Source organism: Hymenobacter seoulensis (genome assembly GCF_054780535.1).
The window spans coordinates 120,311-135,033 of the sequence record NZ_BAAGWD010000005.1 but is presented as its reverse complement, the minus strand read 5'-3'; the positions used below and the strand labels follow the sequence as shown (position 1 = coordinate 135,033).

The following is a 14,723-nucleotide window of genomic DNA, read 5'->3' as shown; positions in this document are numbered from 1 at the left end:
CCCGGCTGCGCCACCCCCTCCCTCCTCTTCCTGGTTTACCCCTGCCCAACAAAGAAGCGTTGTTGCAAGGCAGCCGGTGGCCCCGCTCCCCAAGGACCGGGTCGCCGCCTGCTTTCCCACCTGCTGGTGCGCCGTGGTTGCCCCTGTGCTGGGCTGCGCGCTCGGGCAGCAGTGGCAAACCTGAGGCCGCGCTAGGAGCTCCCGGGCGACTGAAGCCAGGGCAATTGCCTGATCAACCCAACCCCTTTTTTATGTACCGCTTACCGTTTTCCCTGCTGGCTCTGGCCGGCGTCCTCACTTTTAGCAGCTGTTCTTCCGAAGCGGAATCGAGCAGCGCGACTGACACCGTCACTACACCTACCACCGGCCCGGCCGAAGGCACCGCTGAGCACGGCGGCGGCCACACCTACGCCTGCCCCATGCACCCCGAAGTGACCAGCACCAAGGAGGGCGACAAGTGCCCCAAGTGCGGCATGAACCTGGAGCACAATGACAAAGTAGCCGGGAGCGGCAAAACCTATGAGATGCAGCTCGTGCCCACCCCCACGGAAGTCACTGCCGGGCAGCCCACGACCCTCAGGTTCACGCCCTATGAAATTGGAAACGAGTCAGCCCCCGTGCCGCTGGCCGTGGTGCACGAGAAAAAAATCCACCTCATTATCGTCAGCAAGGACTTAGGCCAGTTCTACCACGAGCACCCCGAATACACCGCGGCCGGCGACTACAAAGTAAAGTACACCTTCCCCAAGGGCGGCGACTACGTGCTGTTTCAGGACTACACGCCCACGGGCTCGGGCCATCAGCTCGGCCGCCAGCCCCTCACGGTGAAGGGCCCGGCTTACGCCCCGGTGAAATTTAAAAACGACGATATGCAGTGGGACAAAGACGGCTATCAGGCCACGCTCTCCTTCGACAAGCCGCTGACCACGGGCCAGCTGCTGGGCATGAAAATCAACCTCACCAAAGGCGGGCAGCCGGTAACCGACCTGGCCAACTACCTCGGCGCCCTGGGCCACGTGGTGGTCATCAGCGAGGACACGGAGCAGTACCTGCACGTGCACCCCAATGACCAGGCCGATAAAGGCCCGAACATCGGCTTTAACACCAACTTCGAAAAGCCCGGCCTGTACCGCGTCTTCCTGCAGTTCAACCACGCGGGCAAGATTCACACCGGCGACTTCACCATCAACGTGAAGAACCCGGCTGCTAGCTAAGCACAAGTGCTTAGGCCCATTTCACTTTTCCTTAGCCCCAACCCAATCCCATGAAAAAGTTTGCTTTCTTCCTCACGGCCCTTTGCTCGGGCACCCTGCTACTCGCCTCCTGCAACAGCGACAAAACCGCTGGCTCCACGGCGACCACCCCAACTGAAATGCCTGCCACCGACACCGTCGCTACCGGCGACATGGCCGGCATGGACCACTCGGCCATGGGCCACGACGGGGCGGCCGCAGCCGGTGCCTCCCCGCAGCTGGGGGCCATGAACGCGATGATGCAGAAGATGCATGCCACCAAGCCTCAGGGCAACACCGACCACGACTTTGCCCACCACATGCTGGAGCACCACAAGGGCGCGGTCGTGATGGCCGACATCCAGCTGCGCGACGGCAAAGACGCTACCATGCGCCAGATGGCCGAAAAAATCAAGGCCGACCAGCTTCAGGAAATCACCGCCCTGGAGGCCGCCGCCACTCGTCTCGACAACGCTCCTACCAACTACAAGCCCTCCGACCTCTCCGACCCCTTCACCAGCAAGATGAAGGCCTCGATGGACGTAATGATGCAGAACATGCCCCAGCCGGTAGCTGACCCCGACGTGAATTTTAACTTGCTCATGACCGTGCACCATCAAAGCGCGGTGGACATGGCCAAAGCGGAGCTGGCCCACGGCAAGGACACCAAGCTCAAGGAGATGGCCCAGCAGATGATAACGGCCCAGGAAAAGGAAATCCAGCAGTTCAAGGACTGGCGCAGCAAAAACGGCGATAAGATGTAGGCCCGCCGCCCAGCCCCACCCCTCATTTCTTAACCCCCAACTGATGAAATTCTCGCAAGCTCTCCTCTTCGCTGCCCTGCTGGCTGCGCCCTTCTCCGTGTTGGCCCAGCACCGCCACAAGCCCGGCACCGCCGCCCACGGCCACCAGGCAGCCAGCGAATCCCACGCCCATAAATCCCCCCACGGCGGCACGGTGCGCACCGCCGGCAAGTACCACCTCGAGCTGGTGCAGCAAGCCGGAGGGGTGCACGTGTACCTGCTCGACGAGAACGAAAAAACCCTGCCCCTGACCCGCTCCACCGGCACGGCCCTGCTGCTGAGCACGGCGGGCAAAACCACCAGCGTGAAGCTGACGCCGAGCGGCAACCATTTCGTGGCCGCCGTGCCCGCCGGCACCACCCTGCGCACGGCCATCGTGAGTGTGAAAGCCAACGGTAGCTTGCTCAGCGCCCGCTTTGATAAGCTTGACGCGGCCGCCAAAGCCGGCAAGGCCACGGCTTATACCTGCCCCATGAACTGCGAAGGCTCGGCCAGCGCCCAGCCCGGCAGCTGCCCGAAGTGCGGTATGGCCCTGGTGAAAAAGTCCTAGCCGGCGCGGGCTTTTCGGACGCCGGGCGTCCCGACCCGCTTGGTCGGGGTCGTCTGCCGCTGCAACGGCGGGCGGCCCACTGGCTCGTTCTACCCTGAATCTATGAAGTATCCGAAATTGACATGCAGCGGGCGTTTTCTGCTGGTTCTGGCCCTTCTGCTGGGATTCAGCTTCGAGGCCGCGCGCGCCCAAACCGTCATCAGCTTAGACAGCGCCGTAGCCCTGACCCTGCGCCGCCACCCCCGGCTGCGGCAGTCGGATCGGGAAATTGCGGAGCAGCGCGCCCTTAAGCGGGGCTCGTTTGCCCCGGCCAACCCGGACTTCCTGTTCTCGGCCCCCACGGGCGAGATGTGGGCGCCGGGCGTGGTGCAAACCATCGACCTGCCCAACGTGTACCGGCGCCAGCGCCAAGTAGCCGAGGCCGGCATCACGCTGGCCGAGCGCAACCGCGACGTAAGCCGGGCCAGCGTGCTGCGCGACACCCGCCTGGCGTATCTGAATCTGCAGTTCGCCGAGGCCCAGGTGCGGCAGCTCACCTACCAGGACAGCCTGTTTCAGGTCTTGCGGCTGGCTACTGAGCGTCTGTTCGCCGCCGGGGAAGTCACCTCCCTGCAGCGCATCAGCACCGACGCCGAAGCCCGGCAGGTGAGCGTGCTGCTGCTGCAGGCCACTGCCGACCGGCAAGCCGCCCAGCGCCGCCTGGGCTTGCTGCTCGGTCAGCCCACCGCGGCCCTCGCCACCAGCACCGACCTGGGCCGTAGCGGCCCGGAGCTGGCCCAGACGGGCGGGGCGTTGCTTGCGGGCCTGCCCACCGAGGACAGCACGGCCCTGGCGGCCAGCCCCACGCTGGCGGCCGCCACCCAGAACGTGGCTTTGAGCCAGTCGGGCATCAGCCTGGTACGGGCCCGGCGCACGCCGGCCCTCACGCTGGGCTATCAGAACCAGGCCTTTGAGAACTCCCAACTCAAGTACCGCTTTCAGTTTGGCCTGTCGGTGCCCCTCTGGCTGTGGACCTACCGCGCCCAGCTGCAGGCGGCCACGGCCCGCGCCCAGGCCGCCGGCTACCAGCTGCAAACCCAGCGCCTGGAGCTGAGCACCCAGTACGAGCAGGCCCTGGCCGACACGCGCAAGTTTGGGGCCTCGCTGGGTTACTACGAGCAAACCGGCCTGCCGCAGTCGCGGGCCATCATCAGCCAGTCTCAGCGCCTGTTCCGGGCCGGGGAAGCCAGCTACCTGCAGCTCATCCTGAGTTTAAACCAGGCCTTTGCCATCCAGAATACCTACCTGACGATTATCCGGGATTACCGCCAGGCCCTCATCGAACTTAACTACCTGCGGGGTGAATAACATGAAACAACTCCTGATTTTGCTGCTAGGCCTGCTCCTGCTGAGCGGGAAAGCCCAGGCCCACGGGGGCGAAGACCACGGCGACGAAGCAAAAGCATCTACGCCGGCCGGGGCTACCTCCTTTTCCGTGGCGGCACTCTCGGAGCAGTTCGAGGTGCTGCTGCGCTACGAGCCCCTGGAAGGAGGCCAGCCCGCCGACCTGCGCCTGTTCCTCTCCGACTACGCCACCAACGCCCCCATCAAGGGCGCCAAGCTGACCCTGACTAACCCGGAAGATGCCACCCTGCAGTGGGCGGTAACCGAGCAGGAGCCGGGCAGCTACCTGGTCGAAGGAAAGTTTCCGGCCAATAAAGCCTACAGTTTCGCCCTCAACATCGTGGCGGGAGAACAGGCGGACCTGCTGCTGCTCGAAGGTATCAACGTCGGGCAGAAGCTGCCCGTAGCGGCCGCCCCACACGCCGAGGCTCCCGGGCTGTTTTCTTCCGGGAAAACGATCCTGGCGTTAGTGGGCGCTTTCGCGTTGGGGATTGCCCTGACTTTCCTGCTGCTGCGCCGGCGCCGCCCGGCCGCTCCAGTTTCCACTTCTACCCCCGCCGTCTATGAAAACCACGCATAAATTTCTGGCGGTTACCACCGCCGCCGGCCTGGTGTTGACTCTGCTGCTGCCTCCCCCGGGCCTGGTGCAGGCCCACGGCGGCGAAGACCACGGCGGGGAAGCCCAGGCCAGCACCGGCGTGGCCCTCACCGACGAGGTGCTGCTGCCCAAGGAAAGCCAGTTTCTGTTCGAGGTGCGCACCCAGCTGGCGGCCTACTCCACGACCTACAGCCGGGCCACGCTCTACGGCACGGTAGCGGCGGCCGCGGGCGGCGAAGGCCGCATCGTGGTGCCCCAAACCGGGCGCATCGTGAGCCTCGCCGCACAAGTCGGGAAGTCGGTGGGGGCCGGGCAGACCCTGGCCGTCATCGAGCAAACCCTGGATGCCACCCAGCAGATCGGCCTCAGCACCGAGCGGGCCAACGCCCAGGCCGAACTGCGCGCCGCCCAGCAGGACTACGCCCGCCTGCAGAGCATCGCCGACATTGCCGCCCGCAAGGACGTGGTGGCCGCCGAGCTGCGTTTGCGCCAGGCCCGGCAGAACGCGGCCATCTACAACGGCCAGGCCCGGCAGCGCCGCGTGACGATCACCTCACCCATCAGCGGGACCGTGGACGTGTTTAACCTGGCCGTCGGCCAGCAGGTCGGCCAGGGCGAGGAGCTGTTTCGGGTTATCAACCCCGGCAAGCTGCGCGTGGAAGCCCAGGTGTTTGCCCAGGACCTGGCCAAAGTCACGCCCGGCGCCCAATTCCGGGTTGAAGGCCTGCAGGGGCAAGCCAGTGTGCCGGCCCGGCTGGTGGTGTTCAGCAACGTGGTCAACCCCGTGAACCAGGCTCGCCAGCTGGTACTGGAGCTCGACGCCCAGCCGGGCAGCGCCTACCGCGCCGGCCAGGCCGTGAACGTGCAGGTCGTAGGCCAGACCGGCGGGGGCAAACCCCAGCTCGTGGTGCCCACCGCCGCCATCACCGATCTGAATGGTAAGCCCGTGGTGTTTGTGCACACTGAGCCCGAGCGCTTCAAGATTCGCTTTGTGCAGCCGGGGGCCGTGACGGGCGAGCAAACCGTGCTGGCGGAGGGGCAGGTCAACGAAAACGACCGGGTGGTTTCCGCCGGCACCTACCAGCTCAAGTCCATCTACCTTAATCAGTAGCCACCAGCTGCCCGCGATGAACCGCTAACGGCTGACTGATAACCGCTACTCGCATTTTTGACCCGGAGCTATCGGCTAGCCGCTGTCAGTTAACCGCTTACGAAAAAACATGCTCGATAAGATTATTCGCTTTGCCCTGCAGAACCGTCTGCTCATGCTGGCCTTTGCCTTGGGCCTGCTCCTGGCGGGCTCCTACACCGCCCGCCAGCTGCCCGTGGACGTGCTGCCCGACCTGGACCGCCCCCGGGTGACCGTATTCCTGGAGGCCCCGGGCATGGCCCCGGAAGAAGTGGAAGCCCTGGTGACCCTGCCCGTGGAAACGGCCCTGAACGGGGCTACCGGCGTGTCGGCCGTGCGCTCCAACTCGGCCATTGGCCTGGGCATGGTGTTCGTGGAGTTCGACTACGGCACCGACATCTTCACGGCCCGGCAGATTGTCAGCGAAAAGCTGCAAACCACCGGCGAGCAGCTGCCCGAGGGCATCACGCCGGTGCTGGGGCCCATCTCCTCGGTCATGGGCCAGATTATGCTCGTCGGCCTGTCGGGCGGCCCGCAAACCAACGCGGCGGAGCTGCGCACCCTGGCCAACTACACCGTGCGCCAGCGTTTGCTTTCCATTCCCGGGGTGGCCCAGGTGATTCCCATCGGGGGCGACAACCTGCAGTACCAGGTCCTGCTGGATATGCCCCGCCTGAATGCCACCGGCCTGACGGTAAACCAGGTCGAAGAGGCCCTGCGCCGCTCCAACCTGAACACCACCGGCAACTTCTTTGACCGGCAGGGCTCGGAGGTGCTGATTCGCAACCTGGGGCGCCTGCGCTCGGTGCAGGACATCGAGAACATCGTCGTGGGCTACCGGGAGCAGTCCCCCATCCGGGTGGCGGACGTGGCCCGGGTGGAGTTCGGGGCCCGCTTCAAGCGCGGGGACGGCAGCGTGAACGGCCAGCCGGCCGTTATCCTGAGCATTGAGAAGCAGCCCGGCGCGGCGACGGTGGGCCTCACCGCTGCCGTGGAAAAGGCCCTGGTGGAGCTTAAGCCCTCCCTGCCCCGGGACGTGCAAGTGAACACGCGCCTGTTCAAGCAGGCCGAGTTTATTGAATCCTCCATTACCAACGTGGAGGAAGCTTTGCGGGACGGGGCCGTCCTGGTGGTTATCGTGCTGTTTGCTTTTCTGCTGAACGTGCGCACCACCTTTATTTCCCTGGTGGCCATTCCCTTGTCGCTGCTGGTGACGGCCCTGGTGTTTCGCCTGGCGGGCATCAGCATCAATACCATGACCCTGGGCGGGCTGGCCATTGCCATCGGGGAGCTGGTGGACGACGCCATCGTGGACGTGGAGAACGTGTACCGGCGCCTGCGCGAAAACCAGCAGCAGCCCAATCCGCAGCCGGTGCTCCGGGTGATCTACGCGGCCTCCTCGGAGGTACGCAACTCCATCGTGTACGCCACCATCATCGTGGTGCTGGTGTTTTTGCCCCTGTTTGCCCTCGAGGGCATGGAGGGCCGCATTTTCGCGCCCCTGGGCATTGCCTACATCACCAGCATCGTTGCCTCCCTGTTCGTGTCGCTCACCGTCACGCCGGTGCTCTGCTACTACCTGCTGCCCGGGATGAAGCAGATGCACCACCCCGAAACGGACGGGGGCCTGGTGCGCTGGCTTAAGAAAAAGGATACCCGCCTGCTGAGCTGGGGACTAACGCACCCCAAGCTGGTGCTCTCGACCACGGCAGCGCTGTTCGTGGCAGCGGCGGCTATGGTCCCGTTTTTCGGCACCGAGTTTCTGCCGCCCTTCAACGAGGGCTCGCTGACGGTAAACTTCTCCGCCCCCGCCGGCACCTCGCTCACGGAGTCCAACCGCCTGGGCACCCTGGGCGAGCAGCAGATGCTGAAGATTCCGGAGGTGGCCTACACTGCCCGCCGCACCGGCCGGGCCGAGCTCGACGAGCACGCCGAGTCGGTCAACAACTCGGAAATCGAGGTGGCCTTCAAGACCGAAGAGGAGCTGGAAAAGGAAGGCAAAACCAGGCGCAGCCGCGACGAAATCCTGGCCGACCTGCGCCAGAAGCTTAGCTTGATCACGGGCGTCAACGTGAACATCGGCCAGCCCATCTCCCACCGCCTCGACCACCTGCTCTCGGGGGTGCGCGCCCAGGTGGCCATTAAGGTGTTCGGCAACGACCTGCTGGAGCTGCGCCGCTACGCCAATGACATCCGCGCCGTGGCCGCCGCCGTGCCCGGGGTGGTGGACCTGCAGGTGGAAAAGCAGGTGCAGATTCCCCAGCTGCTGATCCGCCCCCGCGACGAGGCCCTGCGGGCCTACGGCATGGCCCGCGGCGAAGTCGTGCGGGACCTGGAAACCTTGTTTCAAGGGGCCGTCGTCTCGCAGATGCTCGACGGGCAGAAGCGCTTTGACCTGGTAGTAAAGCTGCCCGAAGCCCAGCGCAACGATTTGGCCGCCATCAGCCAGACCCGCATTGAAACGCCCTCCGGGGCCCTGATTCCCGTCAGCCAGGTGGCCGACATCCTCTACGAGCCCGGCCCCAACACGGTCAACCACGAAAACACCCAGCGCCGCATTACCATCTCCCTGAACGTAGCCGGGCGCGACCTGGGCTCCACCGTCAAGCAGATTCAGGCCAAGGTAAGTCAGCAGGTTAAGCTGCCCCCGGGCTACTACCTAACCTACGGCGGGCAGTTTGAAAGCCAGCAGTCGGCCTCCCAGAAGATTCTGTGGCTAAGCTTGTTTTCGCTGGCGGGAATTTTTCTGGTGTTGTTTTCCCACTTCAAGTCCTCGCTCATGGTGGGCCAAATCATGCTAAACATTCCTCTGGCTTTGATCGGCTCGGTGGTGGCCGTGCTGCTCACCGGGGGCACCTTCAGCATCGCCTCGCTGGTGGGCTTTGTCACCCTTACCGGCATTGCCTCGCGCAATGGCATCATGATGATTTCCCACTACATCCACCTGGTGGAGCACGAGGGCGAAAAGTTCGGCCAGGAAATGATTGTCCGGGGCTCCCTGGAGCGACTGGTGCCCGTGCTGATGACGGCCCTGGTGGCGGCCCTGGCCCTGGTGCCGCTTACCCTGGCCAAGGACGCGCCGGGCAAGGAAATCCTTTATCCCGTGGCCACGGTTATCCTGGGGGGCCTGCTGTCCTCCACCTTCCTGGACATCATCGTCACCCCGGTGGTGTTCTGGCTGGTGGGCGAAAAAGCCCTGGCCCAGTACTTTGCTTCCCACCAGGAGGTAGGCCTGGATGACCACCCGCAGGAGCTGGACACGCCCCCCCTGCCCCCCGCTTCCGATCTGCCTCCCGGGGCGGCCTAGTCGGTAAAATAGGCCGGTCAGCTCATCGCCCGCCCCATTGTTGACCGTCAGGTGGGGCTCTGTCCCCTTACTACCGGCGGAAGGATGATCAGCACCCCCGCTTTTCCAAGCTTTAGAAAATAATCTAGTCAACGGCGCCCGGCCGGCAGAGAGCTACCGTGGGGGTTACGACCTGACCGGCTGCATAATAGCAGGCGGGGACCTGACTTTTCTCATTGTTATTGCTGGCAGCATCGCAGACATTTAGGGTGTACCCCTTCCTTGCCGCACCCCAGGCGCCTGGATTACTTTTTGTGTATGCCCACGCCCTTTCTGCCGCCTCCTTCCCGGCCCCGGTCAGCCCCCAGCCGGGCGGGGGACACCACCCCGGATGGGCTTACGCCCGCGCAGGTACTGGTGCAGCGGCAGCGCTACGGCGCGAACACGCTGGCCCCGGCCGCCCGGAATCGGCTGCTGGGCATTCTGCGCGGCATTGGCTCCGAGCCCATGTTTATTCTGCTGGTCGTCACAGCCGTAGTCTACGGGCTGATTGGCAGCTACCCGGAGAGCATCACGATGCTGGCGGCCACCATCCTCGTGGCGGGCATCTCGCTCTACCAGGAAGCCCGCAGTGACCGGGCCCTGCAGGCCCTGCAGCAGCTTACCCAGCCGCGGGCCCGAGTGCGCCGCGCGGGCCAGGATGCCGATATTCCCGCCGCCGAGGTGGTGGTCGGGGATGTACTGCGGGTGGCCGAGGGCGAGCAGGTGGTAGCCGACGGCGTGCTGCTGCAAGCCAACGACCTGCAGGCCGACGAGTCGTTTCTGACCGGCGAGTCCCTGCCGGTGGACAAGACCGCCGACGGCCGGCAGCTGCTGTACGCCGGCTCCTCCGTCAGCGGGGGCAGCGCCGTGCTCGGCGTGACGGCAGTGGGGCCGCAGACCCGCCTGGGCCGCATCGGCGGCCTGATCGAGCAGGTAAAAACTCCGCCCACCCCCCTGCAGCATCAGGTGGCTTCCTTTGTCCGGCGCATGGCCCTGGTCGGGGCGGGCGCCTTCGCGCTGGTTTTCAGCTTTAATTGGTGGGAGTCAGGCAGCTTCGTGCACGGGCTGCTGCACGGGCTGACGCTGGCCATGGCCGTGCTGCCCGAGGAAATACCCGTGGCCCTGTCCTCCTTTATGGCCCTGGGGGCGTGGCGGCTTATGCGCCGCCGCCTGCTTACCAAGAAGCCTCAAACGGTGGAAACGCTGGGCTCCGCCACCGTGATCTGCGTGGACAAAACCGGTACGCTCACCGAAAACTGCATGCGCTTAGACCAGCTGTACTGCCCCGGGCAGCAGGCCGCTCACCCCTATCGCCCGGAAGCCTCCCCCCTGTCCGAGCAGGAGTTGCGGCTGCTGGAAACGGCCATGTGGGCCAGCGAGCCCCACCCCTTTGACCCGATGGAGCAGGCCCTGCACCGGGCCTACGGCGAGCAGGCCGGCGCGGCCGACCGCCGCCCCGCGTACCGGCTGGTGCACGAGTACCCGCTGGGCGGGCTCCCCCCCATGATGACCCACGTCTTTGCCGACGCCGCCGGGCACCGCCTCGTGGCCGCGAAGGGAGCGCCCGAAGGCATACTGGCGCGCTGCGCCCTGCCGGAGCCGGACCGCGAGGCGGCACTGGCGGCGCTGCAGCAGCTGGCGGCCACCGGGCTGCGGGTGCTCGGCGTCGCCCGCTGCCCGGCAATACCGGCGGCCTACCCCGCGGCGCAGGAAGCCTTTGCCTGGGAGTTTGTGGGATTGGTGGCCTTTGCGGACCCGCCCAAAGCCACCGCCGCGGCCGTAGTGCAGGCGTTCTACGCGGCGGGCCTGCAGGTGAAGATGATTACCGGCGACAATGCCGTTACGGCAAGCGCCATCGCCCAGCAGGTAGGGTTGCGGCACGAGGGCAGCCCGCTGACCGGTGCCGAAGTTATGGCCCTGAAGGAGCCCGCGCTGCGCGCCCGGGTGGGTGGAGTCAGCGTGTTCGCGCGCATGTTCCCCGAAGCTAAGCTCCGGGTGGTGGAAGCCCTGAAAGCCAACGGGGAAGTAGTGGCCATGACCGGCGATGGGGTCAACGACGGGCCCGCCCTCAAGGCGGCCCACATTGGGGTGGCCATGGGCGGGCGCGGGACCGAGCTGGCCCGGCAGGCCGCGGCCCTGGTGCTGCTCGACGACGATCTGAGCGGCATGGTGACGGCCATCGAGTATGGCCGCCGCATCTACCAGAACCTGAAAAAGGCCGTGCAGTACATCATCACCATCCACATCCCGCTTATTCTGACCGTGCTCGTGCCTTCGCTACTGAGCTGGGAGTACCCCGTGCTGCTGGGGCCGGTGCACGTGGTGTTTCTGGAGCTGCTGATGGGGCCGACGTGTTCCATCGTGTTTGAAAACGAGCCCACGGAAGCCGGAACCATGCAGCAGGCGCCCCGGCCGGCGGGCAGCTCCTTTCTGCGGTTCCGGGAGCTGGGCATGGCCCTGCTGCAGGGGGCCGGGGTGACGGCCGGGGTGTTGGGCGTGGCCACCATCGCCATCACCCTGGGCTACAGTGAGGTGCTGACGCGGACCCTGGTGTTTACCACCCTGGTGCTGGCCAACGTGCTGCTCACGCTGGTAAGCCGCTCGCGCCGCTACACGCTGCGGCAAACCTGGCGCTACCCCAACCCCCTGCTCCCGCTTATGCTTGCGCTCACCCTGGCCCTGCTGGCCTTGTGCCTACTGCTGCCGGCCCTGCGCCAGCTGTTTCAGCTGCAAGGGCTCACGCTGCCCCAGCTGGCCGGATGCCTGGGAGTAGCCGTGCTGAGCACGGGCTGGTTTGAGCTTTACAAAGGGCGGCGAGCCGAACGGCCGGAGCCCCTTCGCTAACCGCTTCGGCCCGCCCCCCGGCCACCCAAGCAAAACGGCACGGGGCGCAGAAATCAGCTCAGGCTGGGCATCCAGCCCGGCTGGGTCGGGGCTTCCGCCGGCAGCAGCAGCACCGGCACCCGGCTGCCCCGCAGCACCTGGGCCGTGCAGCTGCGGTGAAACAACCGCCCCAGAAAGCTGCGCGGCCGGGCAACCAGCACCAGCAGGTCGGCCTGGACATCCTCCACGGCCTGCAGAATGCCGGCGGCGGCGGAGATATGCGCGGGCGCATACAGCTCCGGGCCGGCGGGGTTCGGCAGCAGGCGGCTGGCGCGGAGGTGGCCCAGGGCGCGCTGCCCCGGAAAGGCCTCCGCCTCCCCGGGTACCGTCACGTGCACCACCGTGTACTCCGCGGGCCAGGAAGCCAGCAGCGGAGCCAGGGCGTGGGAGGCGGCATTGAGCGTGAACGACTCGGCATCCACGGCAACGGCCACCCGCCGCGGGAGTGCCGGCGGCGCCGCGGCCTCCGGAATCAGCATCAGCGGCCGGTGCGTGGCCCGCAGCGCCGGCAGGGCCTGGTTGTGCAGAAAATAATCCAGCAGATCCTGCTCGGCGCTCAGGCCCGCTACCACCAGCAGCGGCTGGTAGCAGCGCACCGCTTCGCGCACGGCCTCGAAGGCTCCCTGCACCGACAGCCGCGCCTGCGCGGGAACCGGCAGCTGCCGGGCCAGGTGCGTGAGCTGGGCCAGCGTTTCCTCCTGGCTGCGGATGGCATGGGCGGTCGTGATGGTCACCAGCTCGGGGTCCAGCCCCGGGTCGTGATAGATATGCAGCAGGCGCAGGTGCGCCGGCAGGCAAGCGCCCAGCGCGGCGGCGTAGCGGGCGCTCAGCTCCCCCGAGGGCGTTAAGCTGGCCAAGACTAAGAAGGTAGGTTGCATGGCGACCGAGAGGTTAACGAGGCGCGCGGGCAATAGCGCGCTGAGGGTTAAGGTGGCAGAAAAAATACGGCCGGGCTACCGGCCCCCGGCGGGGGCCAATGCCGGGGGCGCCAGCTCGTGGATGGCCACCTGGCCCGCGGCCCAGGCATCGAGGCTGGCCCCGGTGGTGGTGGCAATATTGGCCAGGGCTTCCCGGGTGAGGAAGGCCTGGTGGCCGGTGATCAAAACGTTGGGCTGAGCCAGCAGCTGGGTTAGCAGCGCGTCCTGCAGGGGCTCGGGCACATGATTTTCAAAGAAAATACCTTTTTCGTGCTCGTATACATCCAGCCCCAGGTAGCCCAGGCGGCCGGAGCGCAGGGCGGCCAAAGCGGCCCGCGTATCCAGCAGCCCCCCGCGGCCGGTGTTGAGCAGCATGGCTCCGGGCTGGCAGTGGGCCAGCAGCTCCGCCCCAAACAGGTAGTGGGTCGCCGCCGTCAGGGGCGTGTGCAGACTGATAATATGGGCCTGCGCGCACAGCTCCGGCAGGGGCAGGTAGCGCAGGCCGTAGCGCACGGTCAGCTCGGGGTTGGGGGCCACATCATGGCCGAGCAGTTGGCACCCGAAGCCGTGCAGGATACCGGCCAGCACGCTCCCAATGCGGCCGCAGCCCACGATACCCACCGTTTTACCGTGCAGGTCGAATCCCACCAGATGGTCAAGGCGAAAGTCATGGCGGCGCAGCTGCTGCTGGCTGCGCCAGAGCTGCCGGCTGAGGGCCAGCAGCAAGGCGACGGTGTGCTCGGCCACGGCGTAGGGCGAGTAGTCGGGCACGGTGGCCACGCGCACCCCCAGCCGCTGGGCCGCCGCCAGATCAACCTGGTCGAAGCCCGCCCCCCGCACTACCACGTAGCGGACTCCCAGCTCAGCCAGACGGGCCAGCACCGGGGCGGAGGCGTCATCGTTGGCGAAAATGGCCACGGCTTCGCTTCCCTGCGCCCGCTCGGCCGACGCCAGACCCAGGGCCTCGGCGCGCAGGTGCAGGACGTGATGCGAGGCCGTGGCCTGCAGCAGAAAGGGCCACTCGTAGTTGCGGGCACTGTAGACGGTAACGTGCATGAGAAGTAAGGTTTACGCCGGTGAGATGGGTGCCTGGCCGGCGGGGGCACCGCCCGGGGTTATTAGGTAGCTGTCATTCCCCCAGCCACCAGCGGCGGCGGGTGGCCAGCTTAAACTTGACCACGGCGTGCCGCTCAATGTGGGCCAGGGCTTCCTCCACCGAGTCGGTGTAGGTGAGCAGCTGCAGATCCGCGGCGGCGACCATGCCCTGCCCTTGCATGCGGGCCAGCAGGGCCAAAAGCGGCTGCCAGTAGGCGCGGCCGACCACCACGACCGGGAAACTCTGGATTTTGCGGTTCTGAATCAGGGTCAGGGCCTCAAACAGCTCGTCGAGGGTGCCGATGCCGCCAGGCATGATAACAAAGGCGTACGAATACTTTACCAGCAGCACCTTGCGCACGAAGAAGTAGCGGCAGGCCAGCCACCGGTCCAGGTAGGCGTTGGGCTGCTGCTCCTGGGGCAGGACAATGTTACACCCCACGGATGGCCCCCCGGCCTCCCGGGCGCCCCGGTTGGCGGCTTCCATGATGCCCGGTCCGCCGCCGGTAAGCACCGTGAAGCCCTGCCGGCTTAGGCCGGCCCCCACCGCCCGGGCCAGCTCATAGTAGGGGGTGCCCGGCGCTACCCGGGCCGACCCGAACACCGTCACGCAGGGCCCCACGAAATGCAGGGTCCGGAACCCGCGCATAAACTCCCCTACCACGGTCCACAGAAAGCGTAGTTCACTGCGCCGACTGCGGGGACCGGCCAGAAACCGCCGTTCGGCCCGGTTCTCGCGGCGGGCGGCAGGCGGGGAAACCGGCGCAGAAGTTCGGGCAGCAGCCATTGGAAAACGCGTAAGAAG

11 protein-coding genes are annotated in these 14,723 nt (G+C 66.2%); 8 read left to right on the top strand and 3 right to left on the bottom strand.

Annotated features, from left to right (window positions below):
• Positions 1-251: 251 nt before the first annotated feature.
• The 8 genes from ACYVHC_RS18475 to ACYVHC_RS18440 all read left to right on the top strand — a co-directional run bounded on the left by ACYVHC_RS18475 (position 252) and on the right by ACYVHC_RS18440 (position 11,867).
• On the top strand, positions 252-1,214 hold the full coding sequence (locus tag ACYVHC_RS18475; RefSeq protein ID WP_460615274.1) for a heavy metal-binding domain-containing protein: 963 nt from the start codon (positions 252-254) through the stop codon (positions 1,212-1,214).
• A 50-nt stretch (positions 1,215-1,264) separates the two neighbouring features.
• Positions 1,265-1,996 carry a DUF305 domain-containing protein gene (locus ACYVHC_RS18470; protein ID WP_460615273.1) on the top strand — a complete coding sequence of 244 codons (732 nt, stop codon included), beginning with the start codon at positions 1,265-1,267 and terminating at the stop codon, positions 1,994-1,996.
• A 43-nt stretch (positions 1,997-2,039) separates the two neighbouring features.
• A complete protein-coding gene (locus ACYVHC_RS18465) occupies positions 2,040-2,585 on the top strand; it encodes a heavy metal-binding domain-containing protein (protein WP_460615272.1) in 546 nt (181 codons plus the stop codon).
• A 102-nt stretch (positions 2,586-2,687) separates the two neighbouring features.
• A complete protein-coding gene (locus ACYVHC_RS18460) occupies positions 2,688-3,932 on the top strand; it encodes a TolC family protein (protein WP_460615271.1) in 1,245 nt (414 codons plus the stop codon).
• A gap of 1 nt (position 3,933) precedes the next feature.
• The gene (locus ACYVHC_RS18455) at positions 3,934-4,548 is read left to right on the top strand and encodes a hypothetical protein (protein ID WP_460615270.1); all 615 of its coding nucleotides are present in this window, start codon (positions 3,934-3,936) and stop codon (positions 4,546-4,548) included.
• Positions 4,532-5,677, top strand: coding sequence for an efflux RND transporter periplasmic adaptor subunit (locus ACYVHC_RS18450; RefSeq protein ID WP_460615269.1), 1,146 nt, complete (start codon positions 4,532-4,534; stop codon positions 5,675-5,677). The genes ACYVHC_RS18455 and ACYVHC_RS18450 overlap by 17 nt, the downstream gene beginning before the upstream one ends.
• A gap of 109 nt (positions 5,678-5,786) precedes the next feature.
• Positions 5,787-9,002 (top strand): efflux RND transporter permease subunit, encoded by a 3,216-nt coding sequence (locus tag ACYVHC_RS18445; protein WP_460615268.1) that lies wholly within the window; start codon positions 5,787-5,789, stop codon positions 9,000-9,002.
• A 297-nt stretch (positions 9,003-9,299) separates the two neighbouring features.
• Positions 9,300-11,867, top strand: a complete 2,568-nt coding sequence (locus ACYVHC_RS18440) for a cation-translocating P-type ATPase (protein ID WP_460615267.1) — start codon at positions 9,300-9,302, stop codon at positions 11,865-11,867.
• Between the two features lie 53 nt (positions 11,868-11,920).
• Here the strand turns inward: ACYVHC_RS18440 and ACYVHC_RS18435 are convergent, their stop codons facing one another.
• The 3 genes from ACYVHC_RS18435 to ACYVHC_RS18425 form a co-directional block, all read right to left on the bottom strand.
• Positions 11,921-12,784: a universal stress protein gene (locus tag ACYVHC_RS18435; RefSeq protein WP_460615266.1), complete on the bottom strand. Its 864-nt coding sequence runs from the start codon at positions 12,782-12,784 to the stop codon at positions 11,921-11,923.
• Positions 12,785-12,859: 75 nt separating this feature from the next.
• Complete coding sequence (locus ACYVHC_RS18430; RefSeq protein WP_460615265.1) at positions 12,860-13,879, bottom strand: 2-hydroxyacid dehydrogenase; 1,020 nt, start codon at positions 13,877-13,879, stop codon at positions 12,860-12,862.
• 73 nt (positions 13,880-13,952) lie between these two features.
• The gene (locus tag ACYVHC_RS18425; protein ID WP_460615264.1) at positions 13,953-14,705 is read right to left on the bottom strand and encodes an LOG family protein; all 753 of its coding nucleotides are present in this window, start codon (positions 14,703-14,705) and stop codon (positions 13,953-13,955) included.
• Between the last annotated feature and the right edge of the window lie 18 nt (positions 14,706-14,723).

Coding starts and splice junctions, on each gene's coding strand:
- ACYVHC_RS18475 (WP_460615274.1), top strand. CDS start 252: ATGTACCGCTTACCGTTTTCCCTGCTGGCTCTGGCCGGCGTCCTCACT.
- ACYVHC_RS18470 (WP_460615273.1), top strand. CDS start 1,265: ATGAAAAAGTTTGCTTTCTTCCTCACGGCCCTTTGCTCGGGCACCCTG.
- ACYVHC_RS18465 (WP_460615272.1), top strand. CDS start 2,040: ATGAAATTCTCGCAAGCTCTCCTCTTCGCTGCCCTGCTGGCTGCGCCC.
- ACYVHC_RS18460 (WP_460615271.1), top strand. CDS start 2,688: ATGAAGTATCCGAAATTGACATGCAGCGGGCGTTTTCTGCTGGTTCTG.
- ACYVHC_RS18455 (WP_460615270.1), top strand. CDS start 3,934: ATGAAACAACTCCTGATTTTGCTGCTAGGCCTGCTCCTGCTGAGCGGG.
- ACYVHC_RS18450 (WP_460615269.1), top strand. CDS start 4,532: ATGAAAACCACGCATAAATTTCTGGCGGTTACCACCGCCGCCGGCCTG.
- ACYVHC_RS18445 (WP_460615268.1), top strand. CDS start 5,787: ATGCTCGATAAGATTATTCGCTTTGCCCTGCAGAACCGTCTGCTCATG.
- ACYVHC_RS18440 (WP_460615267.1), top strand. CDS start 9,300: ATGCCCACGCCCTTTCTGCCGCCTCCTTCCCGGCCCCGGTCAGCCCCC.
- ACYVHC_RS18435 (WP_460615266.1), bottom strand. CDS start 12,784: ATGCAACCTACCTTCTTAGTCTTGGCCAGCTTAACGCCCTCGGGGGAG.
- ACYVHC_RS18430 (WP_460615265.1), bottom strand. CDS start 13,879: ATGCACGTTACCGTCTACAGTGCCCGCAACTACGAGTGGCCCTTTCTG.
- ACYVHC_RS18425 (WP_460615264.1), bottom strand. CDS start 14,705: ATGGCTGCTGCCCGAACTTCTGCGCCGGTTTCCCCGCCTGCCGCCCGC.